Below are 21,305 nucleotides of genomic sequence, written 5' to 3'. Positions count from 1 at the left end.
CACCGCCGAGGCCGTTCCACCGTGACTCCACCGCCACTCCACCGCGACCATGACGCCCCGGTGACGGCGCTGTGGTCATGGCGCCATGGTCACCGGCCTCTGGTGATGCCGGACTGGTACCTGTCGGCCCGCCCACGGACCCGTCCGCACGACATGCCGATGCTGCTCGCCAGTGACCTTACCGACCAGTGCGCGCAGACCTCCGGTAACCCCCGGGCCGTCCGTGTCCGTCCCGCGCCGGGCGGCGGCGTCCGCGCCGATTCAGTCCGCGTTGTCCGCCGGGGGTTCGGGAGGCTGTCCGCGCAGGACGCCGCGCAGGTGCTGGAGCCGCTCGGTGGCCCGCCGCTCGAACCCGTGGCCGGTCGGGTGGTAGTAGTCCGACCGGGCGATGACGTCTGGCGCGTACTGCTGACGGACCACCCCGTCCGGGTGGTCGTGCGGGTACTGGTAACCAGCGCCATGGCCCAGTCGCCCGGCCCCCCGGTAATGGGCGTCACGCAGATGGGACGGCACCGGCCCGAGCCGGCCGGCCCGAACGTCCGCGGCGGCGGCGTCGATGGCCTTGATCACCGCGTTCGACTTCGGCGCCAGCGTCAGATGGATCACCGCCTGGGCGAGCGCGAGCCGGGCCTCGGGCAGGCCGACGAGCTCCAGTGCCTGCGCGGCGGACACCGCCACCGCGAGCGCCCCCGGATCGGCCATACCGACATCCTCACTGGCAAGGATGATCATCCGGCGGGCGACGAACCGCGGGTCCTCCCCTGCCTCGAGCATCCTGGCCAGGTAGTGCAGGGCCGCGTCGACATCGCCGCCGCGCATCGACTTGATGAAGGCGCTCACCACGTCGTAGTGCTGGTCGCCCTCGCGGTCGTACCGGACCGCGGCTCGGTTGACCGCCCGCTCCAGCAGATCCAGCCCGAGCGGGACGGCACCGGGCACCTCCGGGGCGGTGCCACCGGAGATCGGGGGGCCACCGGAGATCGGGGGGCCACCGGAGATCGGGGGGCTGCCGGAGATCGGGGGGCTGCCGGCAGCCGCGGCCAGGGCGGCCTCCGCACCCGCCTCCAGGGCGGTCAGCGCGCGCCGGGCGTCACCGCCGGCGATCTGCACCAGGTGCTCCCGGGCCTCCGCCGTCAGCGTCAGCCGGCCGCCGTACCCGCGCGGATCGGCCACCGCCCGCTCGACCAGATCGGCGATGTCGGCATCGGTCAGCGGTTCCAGCGTGAGCAGCAGCGACCTGGAGAGCAGCGGCGCGACGACGCAGAAGAAGGGGTTCTCCGTCGTCGCGGCGACCAGCGTCACCCAGCCCTTCTCCACCGAGGGCAGAAGGGCGTCCTGCTGCGTCCGGGTGAAGCGATGCACCTCGTCGATGAACAGGACGGTCCGTACCCCCGACATGGACAGGGTGTTCCGGGCCTCGTCCACGACGGCGCGGACGTCCTTCACTCCCGCCGTGACCGCCGACAGCTCCCGGAAGCGGCGGCGGCCGGCCCGGGAGACGATGTGGGCCAGCGTGGTCTTGCCCGTGCCGGGCGGGCCCCACAACACGACCGACGTCGTGCCACCGCCCTCGACCAGCCGGCGCAGCGGGCTGCCCTCGGCGAGCAGATGACGCTGACCGACGAGCTCGTCCAGGCCGCGCGGGCGCAGTCGCGCCGCGAGCGGGCCCGAGACGGCCAGTGTGTCGGCCGCGTCAGCGTCGAAGAGGCTCACCCGCCCACGGTACGGCCGTGCTGCCCGCGGGATCGGCGCCGACCCCCGGCGATGATCAGGACCGCCGCGGCGGCGCCCCTGTCTCGTCGGACCAAGCCGACTCCTCCCCGTAGGCGTCCGCCGGTGTGCGCTGCACCGGCCACTCACCCGACCCCGGCCACTCCTCGTCCCGCCCGGAGCCCGGCTGCCCCGGCGGCACGGCGGCCTGCCCGGCGCTACCGGCGCCACCGGACTGCCAGGCGGTCATGGGGCGCCCCGCTGTCATGGCCTGCCCGGCCTGCCGCCCGGCGAAGATGGTGTTCTCCCGGTCGGCGTGACTCGCGCCGGCCGGCGGTTGCGGCGGGGCGGACCTGCGGTGGCGGTTCTCCCGCACCTGCGAGAAGGCGTCGTCGTAGGTGACTCCGCCAAGCGCCGCGAAGATCACGACCGCGAGCACCGAGAAAGCGAGCACACAGACGAGCAGCGCCAGCGTGATCGGATCCGCCCCGGAAGTCGGTTGGGGAGTGGCGGTCGCCGCCACCTGCGTTGCCGCCATGGCCGTGTAGTGCATTCCACATACCGCGACCGCCATCACGACCGAGGCAAGTGCCACGTGCCACCCGGTCACCACCCGGAAGGCGATCCACAACGCGGCGAGCGCGGCGCCGATCGCGATGAGGACGGACACCACCACCAACCGACGCTCATAGGTGATATCGCTTCCGACGTGCATTGCGGCCATGCCGGTGTAGTGCATCGCGGCCACCCCGAGACCTGCGACCACACCCGCGGCAACAAGCCGGACCAGGCTGCCGGGCCGCCGCGCGACCAGCGAGAGCCCCACCGCGGACACACCGACCGCGATCAGCAACGACACCCCGGTGAGCGGCAGGTCGTATCGCAGGTCACGATCATCGACCCGGTAGCCGATCATGCCGATGAAGTGCATGGACCACACCGCGCCGCCGCCGAGAGAGACGGCGCCGAGCAGCGTCCAGGTGAGCCGCGCCCGGCCCGCCGAGAAAGGTATCCGCATCGAACAGATCAGCGCCGCGAACGATCCGAGCACCGCGAGCAGCACGGAGACGGCGACAAAGAGAAGATCCTGACTCGCGTGTTGATGAACAACCTGCGCCGTGATCAATGTGCCCCCAGAGCAAGCGAAAAGACGCCCATTCCTAACACAGCCCCCCGGAAGCGACAATGCGTCCACTGATATACACGTTCGGAAGTCGGCTCGCCGCGCTACGTGACATCGGGCCCTGGACGGCCGGGACTTCAGTCCCGACATCCGAGCACTAGGGACTCTTGCTTTGGCGCGAACCTGGTGGAACGACGCCACCGACAGTAACTCCTGGTAACGGCTCCGTCCTGGAAACTCCTTCACGGGACTGCCGGTCTGACGCCCTTCACCACACCGTGACGACTATTCCCGTTGTCTTCGGAGTTCCGGCGGGAGAGAATCAGTCAGCACTCTGTGGACGGTCCGCCGAATGGCCGGTGAATGACGGGTCAACTCTCCGCGACCAGTCCGCCCGGAAGGCTGGCCGGTGGCCCACCGCAATCCGCCGGGAGGGCTGGCCGGGGCAGCCGCGTATCAGCGGCCCGGGAACCACCNGGATTTGCGACACGAAGCGACATGCGGGATGCGCCTGGCCCAGAAGTGCCACTTCGGTGGCAGGTCGGGGATGGGATGCGACACACGTGCCGGATGGGTCGCGCGGAACCGGGCAACCGTGCGCCACGTGTCGAAGCGAACCACCGGTGGGCAGGGAGATGGTGCTCCGTCGTGGAAACGGCCGGAGCGAGCGCATTCCCCGCTGCAGGTGCATCGTCCGATGACGCTTCTGGGCCACGATGCCGCCGGCCGCCGGACCTGCGCGGATGCCAAACCGTCGCCTGCTGTGCCCACCTGGGTAGCTGCAATCGGTTGACTGGAGCCCCTTATCTGGAACACGCTTCCGGGGCCGAGGGGGGGCAAACGCCAGTGCCGTCAACCGGGAACTCTCCGGAGGCGGTGCGGGACACATCCGGAAAGGAAACTCACCACACTGCGGGTGTCGCCTCCGTCGTCCGCGACGGGGACCCGGCGCGAGGATGGCAACCCGCCGTAGGAGCAGTCACGGCCGCGTTGGAAAGACCGGCGGAGGCCAACGAGTACATCCGGAGGAAGTGCAGTGTCTGACGGACTACCCCCAACCGGCCGTAATGCAGTACCCGGCGCCCTCCACGGTCCGGTGCGCAGTGCTGCCCGCAGCGCCGCGCCGGCGGCCGGCACCGCCTTTGGCGGACCCGCCGCCGGTCGCGCCGCCGCCAGGCGACCCCGCACGGGCCATCTCAACGGCGGTCACCTCAACAACAGCCACCTCGACAACAGCCACCTCGACGGCGGTGCGGTGAGCCTCGCCGTCGGCCCGCCCCAGGAGTTCACCTCCAGGCTCGGGCAGCGGACGCTGGCCTCCAGACTGGCGCGGACCATCGAGCTGGAGATCATCCGGCGCGGCTGGCCGGTCGGCGAGGGCCTCGGCTCGGAAGCCCAGCTCATGGAGCGCTACCAGGTCGGCAGGTCCGTGCTCCGGGAGGCGGTCCGGCTGCTGGAGAGCCGCTGGGTCGCCCGGCCGCGGCCAGGCCCCGGCGGCGGGCTCGTGGTGACCGCGCCGGACCACGACGGCGTCCGGGACGTCGCGCGGGTCTACCTGGACTTCGCCCGGGCCAGGCCGGAGCACCTCTGCGAGACCTGGTCGGCGCTGGAGGCGGTCGCCGTCCGCCGGCTCTCCGAGCAGATCGACACCGCGGGCCTCGCCCGGCTGCGCGGCGCGCTGGAGCCGACGGCACCGGGCGCCCGGGCCGCCGGGACGCGGGCCAGGACGAGGGCGGCCGGATCCCGCACCGGGCCGATCTCCGCGACCTCGGCCGGTGAGGCGTCCGTTCTGCTTCATTTGGAGATTGCCCGGCTGGCCGGTAATCCGGCGGCGGAGCTGTTCATTCGGGTGCTCGCGGACCTCGCGCAACCGCATGAGGAAGGCGACCGGCTCGGTCAGTGGTGGCAGCACCCGCTGCATGCCGAGATCGTCGACGCGATCACTCGCGGAGAGGGTGCCCTGGCCGAGCATCTCGCCCGCTCCTGCATCCGGCGGCATGTCGAGGAAGCGACGACGCACCGGCACTGACAAGAACCGGCGCTGATCCGGCGACCGGCGCACACGCACCGACCGCTGAGAGGAATGCCGGTCGGAATGCGTGGCGGCCCCCGCGGCCGGCACCCGGAACGCATCCGGCGTCGCAACCCGGGCCGGGATCCGAACCGGTATCCGGGCACGGGCACCCTAACCGCGGGGGCACCGGCACCGTGGGGTGGGCCGAGCGCCCGGCCCACCCCTGGTCGCCGCCTGTCGGCCCGCTTTCCGGAATCGTCTGTCGGTCTCGGTCCGCCGGTATCAGCCGGCCGTATCCGGCGGACGCCGTCGTCATCGGGCGGTGGGAATCCCCGGGCGGCGCGGCGGAATTCCACTGGCCGCGCGCGGCCCGGCGCTCGCGCGTGGCCCGGGACTATCCAGCCGTTGTATGCAGGCGCACCAGATCGGCCAACTCCGGGGAGACAGCGGCGAGCAGTTCCCGCACCCGAGCCACCGCCGGGACGGCGAGACCGTCGTAGATCTCGGCGAATACCGTCCGCGCCTCGCGCCGCGGCCACCCACCGGGAAGGAGGTCGATGGGCAGATCGGGATCGAGGCTGGGAAAGCGGGCCCAGGATTCCATCACCGCGGTGCGCGCGGCCAGCGCCTCGGCACCCTGGACGTCGCCTCCGCGCACCCGCTCCAGCAGTGGTGCGTAGGCGCCGATAAAAGCTTCGTAGGTACGCGCCAGCTCGCTGAGGTCCCAGGCCGCCATCGGCGGGCGCGGATCGGTGCGACGGGCCTCCGAGGTCGTTATCAGGACCGTCGAGGCCGTGACGCCCAGTTCACCGAAGACCCGGCGGGCCGCCTCACCGACGAGGCGAGGCGTAACCCACATCCCGTCGTAGAGCGGGGCGAAGCCCAGCCAGCGCAGGCGGGCCCGCACCGCATGCCGCACGTCCCGCTGGTCCTCGGGGATGGAGAAGGACGCCACCGTCCACCGCCCGTCCCACGGATCGCGGCGGAGGCCGAAGGTGAGGGTCCGGTTCATGGACTCGCGGATCGCCGCGCAGGCCTGCCCGGTGAGCCCGTAGTAGGTGTTGCGCCCGATGCGGGAGGACTCCAGCAGGCCGCGGCGGGAGAGCCGACTCAGCGCGGCGCGCGCGCCGACGGTGCTGACGCCGAAGTCCGCGAGCAGGCCGACGAGAACAACCGACGGGATGTGCTCCCGACTGCCGGCCCAGTAGTCGCCGAGCAGTGTTGTCAGCAGGTGCTGGGGCTGGGCGCCGACCTGAACCCGGGGAAGGTCCACGACCTCCCCCGGCAGCACAGGCGGGGCGATCACACCCGATTCCGGTAGCCGGGGACCCCGGACAGTGGTGCGACGGCCACGACCGGGATCACGGTCGTGGCCGGCCAGCCGAGCGGGCGCGGTCACGCCATCTGATTTTACGAGCCCTTGGCGACGTTCCACGCCAATGGTCCGGATCTCCTGGTGTCCCGGTGACGTCGGTCGGCACCCGCACGGGCGACCTGTACGCTCGGCGACCATGAGCTCTGGACGGGTGCGCGTGCGATTCGCGCCGTCGCCGACCGGAATGTTCCACGTTGGCGGCGCGCGGTCGGCGCTGTTCAACTGGCTGGTGGCCCGGGGCGCCGGCGGCGACTTCGTGCTCCGGATCGAGGACACCGACGCCTCCCGCAACCGGCCNGAGTGGACCAGCGGCATCATCAGCGCCCTGGACTGGCTGGGTATCAGCCCGGGCGGCTACGAAGGCCCGCTGTTCCAGTCGGAGCGGGCGCAGCGGCACCGGGAGGCCGCCGCCGAGCTGTTCGCCGCCGGGCGCGCCTACTACTGCGACTGCACCCGCGATCAGCTGGCCGAGCGCACCGGGAACGCCCAGCACGGCTACGACGGCTTCTGCCGCGAGCGCGGGCTCGGGCCCGGGCCCGGGCGGGCACTGCGGTTCCGCACGCCCGACGANGGCACCACCGTGGTCGTCGATGTGATCCGCGGCACGCCGGAGTTCCCGAACAACACCATCGAGGACTTCGTCGTCGCCCGCGCCGACGGCTCCGCGGTGTTCCTGCTCGCCAATGTGGTCGATGACCTCGACATGGGCATCACGCACGTCATCCGCGGCGAGGAGCACCTGCCCAACACCCCGAAGCAGCAGCTCCTGTGGGCCGCGCTCGGTGCGGCTCCCCCGGTGTGGGCGCATGTCCCGGTCATCGTCAACGAGAAGCGGCAGAAGCTCTCCAAGCGGCGGGACAAGGTGGCGCTCGAGTCCTACCGCGCCGAGGGCTACCTCCCCGCGGCGATGCGGAACTACCTGATGCTGCTCGGCTGGGCCCCGCCCGGCGACGAGGAGATCGTTCCCTTCTCGACGATCGAGGCGTCGTTCCGGCTGGAGGACGTGAAGCCCTCGCCGGCGTTCTTCGACGAGAAGAAGCTGCGGGCCTTCAACGGCGAGTACATCAGGGCACTGAGCGTCGACGAGTTCACGGCCGCCTGTGAGCCCTGGCTGGCGCCGGCGACCGAGGCCCCGTCGGAGCAGGCGGCGCAGGGGCAGGGGCAGGGCGGTGACGACTGGGGCGTCCCGGCCGCGCCGTGGCCGGCCGAGCGCTTCTCCCCGGAGGTCTTCGCCGCGCTCGCGCCCCTGGCGCAGACCAGGCTGTCGGTGCTGTCCGAGATCGTGCCGATGGTCGACTTCGCGTTCCTGCCCGAAGCGCCGATCGACGAGGCCTCCTGGGCCAAGGCGATGAAGGGCCCGGCCCGGGAACTCCTGGCCGAGGTGGCCGAGGCCTACACCCATGTCGACTGGGACGAGGACTCCCTGCGCGAGGCCCTCGTCAAGATCGGCGAGGGGCATGGGCTGAAGCTCGGCAAGGCACAGGCACCCGTCCGGGTGGCCGTCACCGGCCGGAGCGTGGGCCTGCCCCTGTTCGAGTCGCTGACCGTCCTCGGTCGCGAGGCCACACTGACCCGGCTGCGCCGGGCAGTCGCTCGGCTCGACGCCGCCCACAGCACCGCCTGAGGCCGGGACCTGACCCGAGAGGCCACGCCCCTCGGGTGGACATCACGTGCCCCCGAGGACCACGGGTAGCCACCCGACACGGCCCCCTGGCGGTGCGGCCTGGCCAGCTGCCGGGTACCTGACTCGGTGGGTACCCGAGTCGGTGGGTGCCGGAGTCGGTGGGCGGCCTCGCGGGCCGCGACCGGGTCGTGGCCCGGGCCGTGGCTGGGACGGACCACGGCCCGGGCCGGAACCCGCCGGAGGGTGGGGGGATGCCTCCACCGGGCTGCCGGGGATCGCTCACACCGGCAGCCCGAGGACATCACCGCAGCCCTAAACCAGCCTTAAGAACGATTCAAAAGACCCTTGGATCCGCACGATGCTCACTCCCGGTCCCTCTTGCGGGTGAGCAGCGTGACGGAGGCGACCTTTCGCCCGGGCGACATCAACCTTTAATGGAGTCGATGTCTACTGACCGCTACATCGAGCGTGTTACGTCCCGGGAAGCCGCGGTGCGGCGGCCCGCCACGATCCGCGAGGTCGCGGCCCTCGCCGGCGTCAGCGTCTCCACGGTCAGCAACGCCCTGGCGGGCCGGCGGTCGGTCAGTGGGGAGTCCAGCGCGCGGGTCCGCGCCGCGGTCCATCGCCTCGGCTACCGGCCCGACGGCGCGGCCCGCGCGGCCCGCGCCCAGACACGCCAGGCGATCGGCCTTGTCGTCCCCGACTCGCGGAACCCCTTCTTCGCCGAGGTCGCGCACGGGGTCGAGGCGGTGGCGCAGTCACTCGGCTGGGCGGTCTTCCTGGCCAGCACCGATCTGGACGAGGCCCGGGAAGCCGACTATCTCGACCGGATGGCGGGGGCTGCCGACGGCGTGCTGGTCTGCTCGACGTCCGGCAGCCCTGACCAGGTGCAGCGCATGGTCGACAGCGGCATCGCCGTCGTGGCCTGCGACGAGCGCGTTGCCGTGACGGGCGCCGGCGGGGTCTTCTCCGACGACACCGCCGCGGGCCGGATCGCCGCCAGGCACATCCTCACCCGGGCACCGCGCCGTATCGCGATGATCTGCGGGCCGGAGCACCTCGCGACCGCCCGCGCGCGCCGCACCGGTTTCCGGGACGAACTTCAGGCGGCCGGGCGTTCCCTGCCACCGTGGCGGTCCCTGGCGAGCGACTACACGATCGACGGCGGCCGCTGGGCCGCCGACCAGATCCTCGCCTCCGACCCACGCGTCGACGCCGTCTTCTGTGCCAACGATCTGCAGGCCGTCGGGGCCGCGCAGGCGTTGCGCCAGGCCGGCCGCCAGGTCCCCGCCGACGTGATCGTGATCGGCATCGACGGGATCGCCTGGGGGGAGGTCACCGAACCGTCACTCACCTCGGTCACACGTGATCCACACCGGCTGGGTTCCGAGGCGGCCAGACTGTTGATCCAGATGGTGGGTGAGGGCGCCCAGCCCCGCGAGATCGTGCTACCGGTCGCCCTCGTCGAGAGGGACAGCACCCGCCGGAGCGGCGGGGACTGAGGTGGCGGAGGCGGCGGCGGCAGCGGCAGCGTGGACGGACGCGGCGGCCTCTGACGGGAGCGCGGCGGGCAGGTCCACGGCCTCACCCCGGCGGGAGGTGACGGCCGCATGGTGGCGCGCGGACCGGGCGGAGACCGCCGGCCTGCGCCGGGAGCGGATGAGGCGGTGGGAACAGTCGATCAGATGCCGGTAGAACTGCTCGTCGTCCAGGGCGGTGACCCGGGGGTCGATTCCCGCCCCACGTAAGCCGGCCAGCAGCATCCCGGCGGCCATCACCGAGCCGACGTCCGGGCTGGGGCCGGCGAGTAATCCGAGCAGGCGCTCCGCGAGCGCGGGGTACTCCGACTGCTCTCGCAGAATGGCCGCACAGGTCGGATCGCCCTGCATGAGGCCATACAGCCGGCGGTTACCGATAACCAGGTCGGCGAGGCCGATGATCACGGCGTCTACCTGCGCGGACCGTGACCTCCGGCTCTCCGCGCGGGCGGCCACCTCGGCGAGCTGGTCGAGTGCGGGCCGGACCACGGCGAGAACGATCTCGTCCTTGGTGCGGAAATGGTGGTAGACGGCCGCCTTGGTGACCNCCACGGCGTCCGCGATCATCTGGAGCGACGTCGCNCTGACGCCTTTTTCGGCGAACAGATCCAACGCGGTGGCTCGCAGCTTCTCCCGGCCTTCCCCCACGCCAACCCGGCGATCCGCCAGTTCGACCGTCACGATCTCCGTCTCCCATCCGGGCCCGGAATTCGACCCGGCCGGCCATCGTGGCCGCCGGGGCCGATCCCGCGCTTCGCGGGCCTGTCAGACCGGGATCGGCCGGCCCATTGTGGCCTACTACCTGCCCATTCGTGGCCGTACCTATGGATAGGACCCGTCCGGAGGCAACCGCGGGGCCACCGGGCCCTGTCCGCGCGGGCCCGCACCCGGTGGATGACTGATCGTCGTGCCCGCGAAGCCACCATCAGGCACCGCCGAACAGTCATCAGACGGCCGATATTCGAGGGAACGGCCCGGCGTCCGCGTGAAATCCGCGACGACGCGGGTGATGCGCCGCGAGGGGATGGATTGTGGGCACCGTTCTGTACCGGCTCGGCCGGTCCTGCCACCGCCACGGCCGTGCCGTGGCGGGCCTGTGGCTGGTCCTGCTCCTGCTGACCGGCGCCGGCGCGGTCCTGTCGCGCGGCCAGGCCGGCCAGTCGGTCGTCCCGCGCCCGCAGCACTCGACCGGAGGCGCCCTGACCGCAACCGCGCTGAGCGGGACGGACTCCCAGCGCGCCGTGGACCTGCTGCGGCAGCGGCAGGCGGAGACCAGGGCTGACGCCGCGACCGCCTACGTCGTCTTCTCGCTGCCCGCGGGAGCCGCCGGCAGGGCCACCCTGGCCGACCCTCCGCTGCGGGCCGCGGTCGGCGAGGCTGTGGCCGCGCTGGGCCAGACCGCCCTCGTCGCGCGGGTCGGTGATCCTTTCGACGCCGACGCCGACGCCGTCCCCGGCGAGGCCGGCCTCGCCGGGGACGGCCGCACCGCGTACTCGGTGGTCACCTATCAGGTCACCAGCTCCGAGCTGCCAGCGGACGCCCGCGGCGCCCTGCTCGCGGCGGTCGGCCCGGCCCGCGCGGCGAAGATCACGGTGGATGTCGCGGGGACCGCCGGGGGCGAGGCGTCCAGACCGCTCGTCACCGGCCTTCCCCGCCTGCTCAGCGCAGCGGGCGTGCTCGCGGTCGCGACCGTGTGCGCCGTTCTCGCCGCCGGCGTGCCCGTCGGAGTCACCGCGTTCAGACCCGGCCGCCGGCGCCGGCCTGCGGTGGGCCCCAGGTCCGGCACCGGGCCAAGCACACCGAGCACACCGAGCGGTTCGAGCGGGCGGGCCGCCGCGCTCATCCTGCTGACCGGGCTCGTCAGCGCGGCCCTCGGCATCTGCTGCGTCCGGCTGGCGGTCGACCGCCTGGGCCTCGACCCGGTGGTCGCGACACCGGCCCTGGTGATCGGGCTGGTCACCGGGCTCGGCTGCGCGGCGCACATCGTCGCGGCGGCGAGGCGCGAGTGGTCGTCCGGTCAGCTGGGCGCCGAGGCGACCGGGCGGGCTGTGGGCACAGCCGGTTCGGACGTTGTCCACGTGGGTCTCATCACGGCCATCGCCCCGGCGGTTCTCGCCATCGCCCGGGTACCGCTGCTGACAGCGCTGTTCCTGACGATCGCCGGCATCGTGGCGATCACCAGCTGCGTCGTGCTCACCCTTCCGGCGGCCCTCCTCGGCGCCGTCGGAGCCAGCCGCGGGCGGGCCACCGCCGCTAACGCCGGCAGCGCGGTCACCCCCGTCGGAGAAGCCCCGCCGGCCGGAGCCGGACGTCTGGCGGCGGCCGCGATCCGGCGGCCGGTGCCGGCGCTCCTGCTCGGCCTCGCCGTGCTCGGCCTGCTGGCACTGCCGGCAGCCGAACTGCGTCTGGGCGTCTCAGACGGTGGCTCCGCCGCGCCGGGCAGCTCCGAGCGCCGGGCCTACGACCGGATCAGCTCCGCCTTCGGGCCCGGCTTCAACGGGCCGCTGCTGCTGGTGATCGAGACGGCGGACGCCAGCGACCCGGAGGAGGCGACCGATCCGGAGGAGGCGACCGAGCGCATCCGCCGGACGCTCGTCGCCATGGAGAACGTCGCGCTGGTGACCGGGCCACGGCCCGAACCCGGCGGGCGGCTCGTCACGATGACGGTCGTCCCACTGACCGGCCCGGGTGATCCGGCCACCGGGGAGCTGCTCCGCGCCCTCCGGGACCGCGCCGCGGGACTCGCGGTCACCACCGGGGCGCGGATCACGGTCTCCGGTCAGAGCGCGATCAGCCTCGACGTGGCGCACCGGTTCGCCGACGTCCTGCCGCTCTGCCTGGTGCTGCTCACGGGCCTGACGGCTGTCGTGCTCCCGCGGGCAGCTCGCAGTCCCGGCGCGACACCGCCCGGCGCGATACCGCCCGGCGCGATGCCGCCCGGTGCGACGCCGCCCGGTGCGACGCCGCCCGGCCCGGCGTTCGCGCTGCTCGGGGCGGCCGGTTTCCTGGCCACCGTGATCGCGGCGGCCGGCGCCGCGGTGGCGGTGTACCAGTGGGACTGGCTGGCCGGGCCGCTCGGTCTTCGGGCCGGCGGCGCCGTCCCGGCAGCTCTCCCGCTTCTGCTCGCCGCGTTCCTGAGTGCCCTCACGACCGGCCACCAGGTGCTCGCACCTTCCGGGATCCGCGCGAAGCCGGTCGCGGCCACCGTCTTCGGCGGGTTGGTGCTGTCAGCCGACCCACTGCTCCGGGCAACCGGCCTGGCCGTCGCGTTCGGCCTCGCGGTGGACGTCCTGATCGTTCGCCTCACGGTCGTCCCGGCCGCGCTGTCCCTGCTCGGCCGGTCCGCCCGGTGGCACTCGCGTACTCCTGGCGGCTGGCGGCGACGCCACGGCCGGGACGCCGCGGGCATCCGGAGCCCGCAGGACCCGGAAACCACAGACGGCACGAGCACGGCGGCCGTCGACGACGAGCACGCCTCGTGGGCGCCCCCCGACCGCGATCTCGTCCACCGCTGAGGTCCCTGACGCGGCCGGCGCGGCCGCCCGCCCTCCGCGCCGGCCTCCTCACGCCTCCCGACCCACGGTGAACCGCCGCAGGCGCAGGCTGTTTCCGACGACGAACAGCGAACTGCCCGCCATCGCGGCTCCGGCCAGCATCGGGTTCAGCAGACCGGCCGCCGCGAGCGGGAGCGCGGCCACGTTGTAGGCGAAAGCCCAGAACAGATTGCCCTGGATCGTGCTCAGGGTCCGCCGGGCCAGCCGGATCGCGTCCACGGCGGCCAGCAGGTCACCGCCCACCAGCGTCAGATCGCTGGCCTCGATCGCTACGTCGGTACCGGTCCCCATGGCGAGTCCCAGGTCGGCCTGGGCCAGGGCGGCGGCGTCGTTGACCCCGTCCCCGACCATCGCGACGACCCGCTTGTCGGCCTGCAGCCGGCGCACGACCTCGATCTTGTCCTCGGGCAGGACCTCGGCGATCACGTCCTCGGGGGCGATCCCGACCTCGGCCGCGACGTTGCCCGCCACCGTGGCGTTGTCGCCGGTCAGCAGGATCGGGCGCAGTCCCAGACCGCGCAGCTCACGGATGGCGGCCGCGGAGGTCGGCTTCACCGCGTCGGCGACGGTCAACACCCCGCGGGCACGCCCGTCCCAGGAGACCGCGACCGCGGTCCGCCCCGCCGCCTCAGCCTCCCGCACCACCTCGGCCAGCTCGGCGGGCAGGCCCTGAGAACAGCTGGTGAGCAGTCGGGGCCGACCGACCAGCACCGCGTGTCCCTCCACCATTCCGCGGACGCCCAGTCCCTCCCGGTTGGCGAACTGCGTGACGGTGGGCAGATCCTCGGCGCGCCGGGCCGCCAGGCCTGCGGCCGCCCGGCTGATCGCGCGGGCCACGGGGTGTTCCGACGCGCCCTCCAGCGCACCCGCGAGCCGCAGCACCTCGTCGCGGTCCTCGCCGGGGGCGGTCGCGACGTCCTGCAGGGTCATCTCGCCCGTCGTCACCGTTCCGGTCTTGTCCAGGACGATCGTGTCGGCCCGCAACGTCGACTCCAGCACCTCCGGTCCCCGGATGAGGATCCCCAGCTGGGCGCCCCGGCCGGTGCCCACCATGAGCGCGGTCGGCGTGGCCAGCCCGAGCGCGCACGGGCAGGCGATGATGAGCACCGCGACGGCGGCGGTGAAGGCGAAGACGAGCCCGTCGCCGCGCCCGGCCCAGTAGCCGAACGCCGCGACCGCGATCGCGATCACGACGGGAACGAAGACACCGGCGACCCGATCCGCGAGGCGTTGCACCGGTGCCTTGCCGTTCTGCGCGTCCTCGACCAGACGTCCGATCCGCGCGAGCTGTGTGTCGGCCCCGACCNGCGTCGCCCGGACGACGAGCCGGCCGCCGGCGTTCAGGGTGGCCCCGGTCACGCTGTCCCCGGGGATGACCTCGACCGGCACTGACTCCCCGGTGAGCATCGACGTGTCGACGGCTGACGTGCCGTCGGTCACCACCCCGTCAGTGGCGATCTTCTCCCCCGGTCGGACGACGAACAGATCACCCACCCCGAGCTGCTCGATACCGAGGCGTGTCTCCCGGCCGTCGCGCAGAACGGCGACGTCACGCGCCCCGAGCGTGAGCAGCGCGCGCAGGGCCGACCCCGCCCGCCGCTTCGCCCTCGCCTCCAGGTACCGACCGGTGAGGATGAAGGCGGTGACCCCGGCCGCCACCTCCAGGTAGATGCTGTCCCCCCCTCCCCCGCGGGTCACGGTGACACTGAAACCGTGGGTCATACCAGGCTCGCCGGCGTCACCGACGAACAGCGCGTACAACGACCACCCGAACGCGGCGAGGGTGCCCATCGAGACGAGCGTGTCCATGGTCGTGGTGCCGTGCCGCAGATTCGTCCAGGCCGCCCGGTGGAACGGCCAGGCCCCCCACACCACCACCGGAGCCGCGAGCGTGAGCGAGAGCCACTGCCAGTAGTCGAACTGCAGGGCCGGGACCATGGCCAGCGCGACCACGGGCGCGGTCAGCGCGGCGACCACCCGAAGGCGGTCCCGCAGCGCGTGCACACGTGCCTCGGCGGCGCGGTCCTGCGCGTCCTCGGCGGATGCGGCGTCGGCGACGGGAACAGCGCCAGCAGCGGGAACAGCGCCAGCGGCGGGAACGGCGGCGTCGCCGGCACCGGATGGTTCGGGGGCGGACGCAGCGCCGGAAGCGGTGTCCTCGGTGCCGCTGCCACCACCGCCGGGAACACTTGGGTGGCTGCGGGGTCCGCTACTCGCCGCCGGGCCGAGCCCTCCCGGCTCGGCGGGCGCGGCGGGCCTGGGCATCGGTGGGAGGGTCGCCGCATACCCCGCGGCCTCCACCTGCGCGACGAGCCGCTCCGCCGGCAGGGCCGCCGGGAAGCTGACTCTCGCCTTCTCCGTCGCATAGTTGACGGTGGCGGTGACGCCTTCGATCTTGTTGAGCTTCCGTTCGACACGAGCCGCGCAGGAGGCGCAGGTCATCCCGCCGATCACCAGGTCGACCTCACGTCGGTCGGTGGTCAGAGGGCTCATCGGATCTCCCAAAGGAACACGGAGTGGGGGGCGGCGGCAGGACCGGAAACGGGGTCAGTGCGTGTGCGCCGGCGGGGACGTCCCCGTCGGCGTGGCCAGGTGGGCTGTGCCGTCCGCCATGACAGTCATGGTGAACTCGGCGGTGCGTACCTGCCCCTCGTGCTTGAAGTCCAGGAAGAGCCGGTAGGAACCCGCCGACGGGAACCTGGTGGCGAAGGACAGCGCGGATCCGCTGTCCGCCGCGGCGGAGGCTCCGGAGCTGGCGGTGCGGACCGAGCCCGCCGGTGCGACAGCCCCAACCGGACCGGCGGAACCGACCGGGCCGGCGGTGCCGACCGGGCCGGCGGTGCCGGCAGTCCCGGCGGAGTTCGGATGGACGTGCAGGTAGGCGAGATCACCCTGGCGGAGCACCACCAGATGGCCGAACGCCCCGAGGTACCGCTCGAGGCTGGTGACGGGCTGCCCGTTCCTGGCGACCGCGAAGCGCAGCGTGGCCGCCTCCCGCGTGTCCGCCTGCCCCCCCAGCGTCACGGTGTAGCCGCCGGCGGTCATGGCCGTGCGCGAATCCGGCGGAAGAGCCACCGGCCGCAGATCACCACTCGCGGTGAGATCGGCACCCAGCGTGACAGCCGAGCCCGTTCTGGACGACCGCGGGATGAAGTCCGCGAACACCCGGTAGACGCCCGGGGCTGCCAGTTGGAGCGGCACGCTCCAGGTTCCCGCGGCGTCGCGGGTCGGGTGCAGGTGCTGGTAACCGGTGAGATCACGCCGAACGACGATCAGGTGCAGGTCGGCGTCGTGGGCACGGGTGAACTCCGTCACCGGGCGGCCGTCGGTGCCGAGGATCCGGAAGGTGTAGGTACGCGATCGACCGACGGGCCAGCTGAGCTCGCCGGGGGCGAGCGTGTACCCGCCGGCGGAGATCGCCAGGCCGCCGATTCCGCCGGTGACACCGTCCACACCGCCCGCCGCCCCACCGCCCCCGGCGGATGCCTCCTGGCCGCTGGCTCCGGCCTGGCCGTCGGAGTCCCTGGACGGACCGATCGTCGTCCCGACGACGTAAGAGACACCGAAGAGCACAGCCAGCGCGAGACCGAACCCGCCGATCCGGGTCAAAGCGTTCATCGTCCGTCCCTTCGCGCGGGCCATCGAACTACTAGTCCGTACGGTACATACCCCGGGGGGGTATAGGTCAACGATACCCGCGGATCGGTGGCGTCACTCTCACACCTTCGGACGGCACTGNCCGAAGGCGAGCAGTCATGCCCGGCGCCAGGGCGCTCACCAGCACCGACGTCGTCGGCGTCGGCCGCGGGCAGCCGCCGACGGGCGCCCGTCCGCGCAGGCGGGCGCGGGCAGGCGGGCGGGTGAACGCGGGCAGGCGCGCACCGGAAGGGCAGTGGATGGCGCAGGACGGGCGCAGGACGGACGGGCGCTGCTGTGCGCGGAGCAAGCGCGGAAAGGACAGCACGCTGTCCCTCTCGGTACTAACACAGGACGCTCGGCCGGTCGCCAACCACAATGGGAACCTCAAACGTTCCGGGTACGGATGCCCGGGGTGGAAGGAGGGCATTCCTTTGGTCGAGGATTCCCGGCCGTTTCCGCCGGGCACCCTGCCCGCTCGGCTGAACCCGGCGCTGCGCCAGCAACTTCTCTCCCTCGGCGGGATANGCCACTACCCGCACGGCGAGATGCTGATGCGGGAGGCCGAGCCGTACGGAGAGGTCATCCTGATTCTGGATGGCTTCGTGAAGATCACCNCCAACGGCGAGGAGAACCGGCTCGCCTTCCTCGTCATCCGATCGCGCGGCGACGTCCTGGGCGAGATCAGCGCCATGGAGCAGGACACCCACACCGGTACCGCGACCGCCGCCGGACCGGTCGTGGGCCGGGCGATGAGCGCGGCGGCCTTCCGGTCGTTCCTCGAACAGAATCCGCCCGCCGCCTTCGCCGTCGCCGAAATGGTCGCGAGCAAGCTGCGCAGCTCGATCCGGCGCCGGGTGGAGCATGTCGATGGCTCGGTGCGCGGCCGGCTGGCCCGGGTGCTCATCGAACTGGCGGCGCTCTGNGGTCGGCCGGCCGCCCGTGGCGTTCAGCTCGCGGTGGGGCTGAGCCAGCCCGAACTCGCGGCGCTCGTGGCCGCGGACGAACGCTCGGTCAACCGCGCGCTGGCCGAACTGCGGACCATGCAGGTCGTGGATGTCGGCTACCGCCGGGTCATCATCCTGGACCCGGAGGGCCTCGAGCGGGTCGCTTCCGGAAACGGCGAACGACCCGGCGGGTCCGACGGCTGAAGCTGACGAGAACATTCGGTGAATGGGCGGTCCAGCTTCGCCCCGGCAACCGGATCTCCGCCCGCGCCGACCTGGTCGCATGGCCGGCCCGGGCGGCGCCCGGTCGACGGCCCGGCTGCTCTTTGCCAGGGTTGCGGTATGGACCTGCGTATATTCGTCGAACCCCAGCAGGGTGCAACCTACGCGCGACAGCTCGCGGTCGCCCAGGCGGCTGAAGAGTACGGCTTCGGCGCGTTCTTTCGATCCGACCACTACCTACGAATAGGTTCGGGCAGCCCGCTTCCGGGCCCGACGGACGCCTGGGTCACCCTGGCCGCGATCGCCCGCGAGACCACGACGATCCGCCTGGGGACCCTGGTGACCAGCGCGACGTTCCGGCTGCCCGGCCCGCTCGCGCTCACCGTCGCGCAGGTGGACGAGATGAGCGGTGGACGGGTGGAGCTGGGGCTCGGTGCCGGCTGGTTCACCGCGGAGCACTCCGCCTACGGCATTCCGTTCCCACCGGTAGGTGAACGTTTCGACCGGCTGGCCGAACAGCTGGCGATCATCGAGGGGCTGTGGCTGGCTCCCGTCGACGGCGCCTTCTCCCACCAGGGCAGGCACTACCAGCTGACCGACAGTCCGGGCCTCCCGAAGCCCGTCCAGGACCCGCATCCGCCGATCATCATCGGTGGGTCCGGCCCGCGGCGCACGCCCGCGCTGGCCGCGCGATACGCGGCGGAGTTCAACGTGCCGTTCGCTCCGCCGGAGCGGGCGGCCGCCCAGTTCGAGGTGGTGCGCGGGGCCGCCGCGGCCATCGAGCGGGATCCCGCCGACCTGGTGTACTCCGTGGCGCTCACGCTCTGCTGCGGCCGCGACGACGCGGAAGTCCGGCGCCGCGCGGAGCGGATCGGCGGGGAACTGGGAGATCTGGACACGCTGCGGGCGAAGGGACTGGCCGGGTCACCCGCCGAGATCCTCGACCGACTCGCCGCCTACGGACCGGACGGCGCGGGTGCGAGCCGGGTGTATCTCCAGGTCCTCGACCTGGAGGACCTGGACCACCTCGCGCTGGTCGCGCAGGAGGTGCTCCCCCGTCTCTGAGCCACCGGATCTCTGGGGCACCGGCCGGCCCGTCGGTGAACCACCGGCGGCACGACCGGCGATCTCCACCGCCAGTCGTGCCGCGGGCGCCTCAGCCCGCGGGTGCGGCGGCCGCGCCGCCCACGGCCTCGGTGGCCAGTTCGGCCCTGAACCACTCGATGGTGCGCAGCAGGCCGTCCCGCACGTCGACGAACGGCTCCCAGTCGAGCTGCCGACGGGCGAGGGTGATGTCCGGTCGACGCACCATGGGATCGTCGCCGGGCCGCGGGATGAACGTGATGGGCACGTCCGCGCCGACGAGCTCGACCACGAGACGCGCGGTGTCGATGATGGTCATCTCGTGCGGGTTGCCAAGGTTCACCGGGCCGGGCAGGCCGCTGCGCAACATGCGGACGATGCCCTCGACGAGGTCGTCCACGAAGCAGACCGAGCGGGTCTGCATGCCGTCACCGGCCACCGTGATGGGCTCGCCCCGCAGGGCCTGCGAGACGAACGCGGGAATGGCCCGCCCGTCGTCGGTGCGCATCCGGGGGCCGAAGGTGTTGAAGATCCGGATGATCGCGGTGTCAAGCCCGTGCCGGTTGCGGTAGGCGGTGGTCAGGGCCTCGGCGAACCGCTTCGCCTCGTCGTACATGCTGCGCGGCCCGATCGGGTTGACATGCCNCCAGTACGACTCCTCCTGCGGATGCACCAGCGGGTCGCCGTAGACCTCCGAGGTGGAGGCGAGCAGGAAACGCGCACCCTTGCCGCGGGCCAGATCGAGGCTGTTGAGAGTGCCGTGGGACCCGGCCTTCAACGTCTCGATGGGATACCTCGCGTAGTCCAGCGGCGACGCCGGGGACGCGAACTCCAGCACGGCGTCGACGACCCCGGGCACCGTGATCTGCTCGGAGACGTCCTGCTCGACCAGCTCGAACCCGGACCGGTCGAGCAGGTGTTCCACGTTGCTCCGCCGGCCGGTCAGAAAGTTGTCGACGCACACGACCTCCTCGCCATCAGCGAGCAACCGATCACACAGATGGCTGCCGAGAAAGCCCGCGCCCCCCGCTACGACGACACGCATAGTCGAAACCCCCGTACTGTCAGCTCAACAATTCAGACGAATGGCCCCGGCTACCTGCGACCGGCCTGGCAGCCAGGCACGGCACGAGGTGACGGGCGGACTAGCCGCGCCCCACGCCCCCACGGCGCTGGTGATGACGCGTGATCGCCCTGAGATAGACCTCCTCACGACGCGCGGCGATCACGGCGGGGTCCAGCTCGACGGTCCCCTTCCTGGCCCGCAGACCGACCGCTGCCGCGTGGGCCGCGTCGGCCAGGAACGGCTCGAGCGCGTCCGCCATCGCATCCGGATCCTCCGGTGGAACGACGGCGCCCCCCTTCCAACGGTCAACCCAGGCCGCGACACCGGTCGTCGCCGTGGCGACCACCGGGCGCGCGGCAGCCATCCCCTCCAGGCCCGCGATGGAGAAGCTCTCGAACCGGCTCGGCACCACCACCGCACGTGCCTCCCCATACAGACCAGGAAGATCGGTGCGTGCCACGTGGCCCTCGAACCGCACGGGAACGCCCAGATCAGATGCCTTGCGCTCCAGCCAGGTCCCGGTTTCGACGCCTTCGACCCGGCCGGAGGACTTCCCTACAAAGATAAGCTTTGCGTCGACGCCCCTCGCATGCAGGCGGGAGGCTGCCTCAAGGAGCACGTCAAGGCCCTTGCGCCACTCCAGCCGGCCCACGACCACCAGGTTCGGCCCCGTGTGCTCGGCCGTCGCCACCTCCGCGAAGGGCGTGTTGTCGAACGGGTAGGGGATCACGTCGACGTCGCTGTCCGGCCGCAGCCAGTCGAGATTCCGCAGCATGTCGACGAGGAGTTGCGACGGCGAGGTCCGCACGTCGGCACGCAGCGCCGAGAAGCGATCTATCCGGTCGGCGAGCTCACCCTTGCGGGTCAGTTCGGGATCACGCAGCCGGACGTCCATCATCGTCGGCGTGTGCAGGTGGATCACCAGCGGTGTGCGCCGACCAAGCGCCGTGAACAGACCACGGGTCTCACCGTCCTGGGTCTCGATGACATCGGGCCTGATCCCGCTCCGCCGCAGCCAGAAGCCGTACGACAGGGCGAGGCAGGCCCGCAGCGACAGCGAGTCCCGCGGATGGTTCCGGCCGGTGACCAGCTTCGAGGCGGGCCCGAGGTAGCGGCTCATCGGCGCCCGCAGCAACGGGCGCCGATGGACGTGGACGCCGTCCTTGATCTCGTCACGAACATGGCGCCCCTGCGTACACAGCACATGAACTTCATGCCCGCGCCGCGTCAACGCGTGTGCGATGTCGTGGGTGTACACACCGGCACCGTCCCAGATGATGGGCGGGTACTGCTCGCACAGAAAAGCGATCCGCATGCACAACTCCAGGCGACCGTCAGGTCATACAACTCCGGGCGCCCATAGTAGTACCGAANCCTCGACCGCCAGTCGAAGGCGGCTGCCCGTCACACCAC

Annotated in this window: 14 protein-coding genes and 6 pseudogenes; 10 read left to right on the top strand and 10 right to left on the bottom strand. The window is 72.3% G+C overall.

Translation table 11 applies throughout. From position 1 onward, the window contains the following. Positions 1 to 261: 261 nt before the first annotated feature. On the bottom strand, positions 262 to 1,713 hold the full coding sequence (locus tag UG55_RS11520; protein ID WP_066066892.1) for a replication-associated recombination protein A: 1,452 nt from the start codon (positions 1,711 to 1,713) through the stop codon (positions 262 to 264). A gap of 55 nt (positions 1,714 to 1,768) precedes the next feature. Further along, positions 1,769 to 2,728, bottom strand: a complete 960-nt coding sequence (locus UG55_RS11515) for an MHYT domain-containing protein (protein ID WP_242424174.1) — start codon at positions 2,726 to 2,728, stop codon at positions 1,769 to 1,771. A 1,201-nt stretch (positions 2,729 to 3,929) separates the two neighbouring features. On the opposite strand from UG55_RS11515, the gene UG55_RS11510 reads away from it, so the two are divergent. Further along, a complete protein-coding gene (locus tag UG55_RS11510) occupies positions 3,930 to 4,862 on the top strand; it encodes a FadR/GntR family transcriptional regulator (protein ID WP_242424173.1) in 933 nt (310 codons plus the stop codon). A gap of 379 nt (positions 4,863 to 5,241) precedes the next feature. Here the strand turns inward: UG55_RS11510 and UG55_RS11505 are convergent, their stop codons facing one another. Beyond that, positions 5,242 to 6,153 carry a PaaX family transcriptional regulator C-terminal domain-containing protein gene (locus tag UG55_RS11505; protein ID WP_242424172.1) on the bottom strand — a complete coding sequence of 304 codons (912 nt, stop codon included), beginning with the start codon at positions 6,151 to 6,153 and terminating at the stop codon, positions 5,242 to 5,244. 205 nt (positions 6,154 to 6,358) lie between these two features. On the opposite strand from UG55_RS11505, the pseudogene UG55_RS35590 reads away from it, so the two are divergent. The 5 genes and pseudogenes from UG55_RS35590 to UG55_RS11485 form a co-directional block, all read left to right on the top strand. Then, positions 6,359 to 6,519, top strand: a pseudogene (locus UG55_RS35590) (glutamate--tRNA ligase family protein); the annotation flags it as partial. 1 nt (position 6,520) lies between these two features. Next, positions 6,521 to 6,792 (top strand): annotated as a pseudogene (locus UG55_RS35585) (glutamate--tRNA ligase family protein); the annotation flags it as partial. Position 6,793: 1 nt separating this feature from the next. Continuing rightward, a partial coding sequence (locus UG55_RS11500) for a glutamate--tRNA ligase (RefSeq protein ID WP_242424171.1) occupies positions 6,794 to 7,846 on the top strand: 1,053 nt, incomplete at its 5' end. Between the two features lie 443 nt (positions 7,847 to 8,289). Beyond that, positions 8,290 to 9,348 (top strand): LacI family DNA-binding transcriptional regulator, encoded by a 1,059-nt coding sequence (locus UG55_RS11495; protein ID WP_242424170.1) that lies wholly within the window; start codon positions 8,290 to 8,292, stop codon positions 9,346 to 9,348. A 1,067-nt stretch (positions 9,349 to 10,415) separates the two neighbouring features. Then, a complete protein-coding gene (locus UG55_RS11485; protein ID WP_066066884.1) occupies positions 10,416 to 12,899 on the top strand; it encodes an MMPL family transporter in 2,484 nt (827 codons plus the stop codon). A 48-nt stretch (positions 12,900 to 12,947) separates the two neighbouring features. Here UG55_RS11485 and UG55_RS35575 read toward each other — a convergent pair. From UG55_RS35575 to UG55_RS29965, 4 genes and pseudogenes are all read right to left on the bottom strand, one after another. Next, positions 12,948 to 14,244, bottom strand: a pseudogene (locus tag UG55_RS35575) (heavy metal translocating P-type ATPase); the annotation flags it as partial. Position 14,245: 1 nt separating this feature from the next. Next, positions 14,246 to 15,431, bottom strand: a 1,186-nt coding sequence (locus UG55_RS35570; protein ID WP_242424169.1) for a cation-translocating P-type ATPase, incomplete at its 3' end; no start/stop codon positions are given. A gap of 54 nt (positions 15,432 to 15,485) precedes the next feature. Beyond that, a complete protein-coding gene (locus UG55_RS11475; protein ID WP_066066999.1) occupies positions 15,486 to 16,556 on the bottom strand; it encodes a hypothetical protein in 1,071 nt (356 codons plus the stop codon). Between the two features lie 121 nt (positions 16,557 to 16,677). Further along, positions 16,678 to 16,884 (bottom strand): hypothetical protein (locus UG55_RS29965; RefSeq protein WP_206779365.1); only part of this gene is annotated, 207 nt, incomplete at its 3' end. A gap of 238 nt (positions 16,885 to 17,122) precedes the next feature. Here UG55_RS29965 and UG55_RS35565 point away from each other — a divergent pair. From UG55_RS35565 to UG55_RS11465, 4 genes and pseudogenes are all read left to right on the top strand, one after another. Continuing rightward, positions 17,123 to 17,191, top strand: a pseudogene (locus UG55_RS35565) (Crp/Fnr family transcriptional regulator); the annotation flags it as partial. Position 17,192: 1 nt separating this feature from the next. Continuing rightward, a pseudogene (locus UG55_RS35560) lies at positions 17,193 to 17,499 on the top strand (Crp/Fnr family transcriptional regulator); the annotation flags it as partial. A 1-nt stretch (position 17,500) separates the two neighbouring features. Next, positions 17,501 to 17,725 (top strand): helix-turn-helix domain-containing protein (locus UG55_RS35555; RefSeq protein ID WP_242424168.1); only part of this gene is annotated, 225 nt, incomplete at its 5' end. 138 nt (positions 17,726 to 17,863) lie between these two features. Then, positions 17,864 to 18,808 (top strand): LLM class F420-dependent oxidoreductase, encoded by a 945-nt coding sequence (locus tag UG55_RS11465; RefSeq protein WP_066066880.1) that lies wholly within the window; start codon positions 17,864 to 17,866, stop codon positions 18,806 to 18,808. Between the two features lie 91 nt (positions 18,809 to 18,899). Here UG55_RS11465 and UG55_RS35550 read toward each other — a convergent pair. The 3 genes and pseudogenes from UG55_RS35550 to UG55_RS11455 form a co-directional block, all read right to left on the bottom strand. Continuing rightward, a pseudogene (locus UG55_RS35550) lies at positions 18,900 to 19,471 on the bottom strand (NAD-dependent epimerase/dehydratase family protein); the annotation flags it as partial. A 1-nt stretch (position 19,472) separates the two neighbouring features. Continuing rightward, positions 19,473 to 19,871 (bottom strand): NAD-dependent epimerase/dehydratase family protein (locus UG55_RS35545; RefSeq protein WP_242424167.1); only part of this gene is annotated, 399 nt, incomplete at its 3' end. A gap of 100 nt (positions 19,872 to 19,971) precedes the next feature. Then, positions 19,972 to 21,207, bottom strand: coding sequence for a glycosyltransferase family 4 protein (locus UG55_RS11455; RefSeq protein WP_066066875.1), 1,236 nt, complete (start codon positions 21,205 to 21,207; stop codon positions 19,972 to 19,974). Positions 21,208 to 21,305 lie beyond the last annotated feature (98 nt).

Origin of the sequence: Frankia sp. EI5c (assembly GCF_001636565.1) — a bacterium.
Classification (GTDB): domain Bacteria; phylum Actinomycetota; class Actinomycetes; order Frankiales; family Frankiaceae; genus Parafrankia.
The sequence above is the reverse complement of the archived record's forward strand: the minus strand, read 5'-3'. Positions and strand labels throughout refer to the sequence as shown.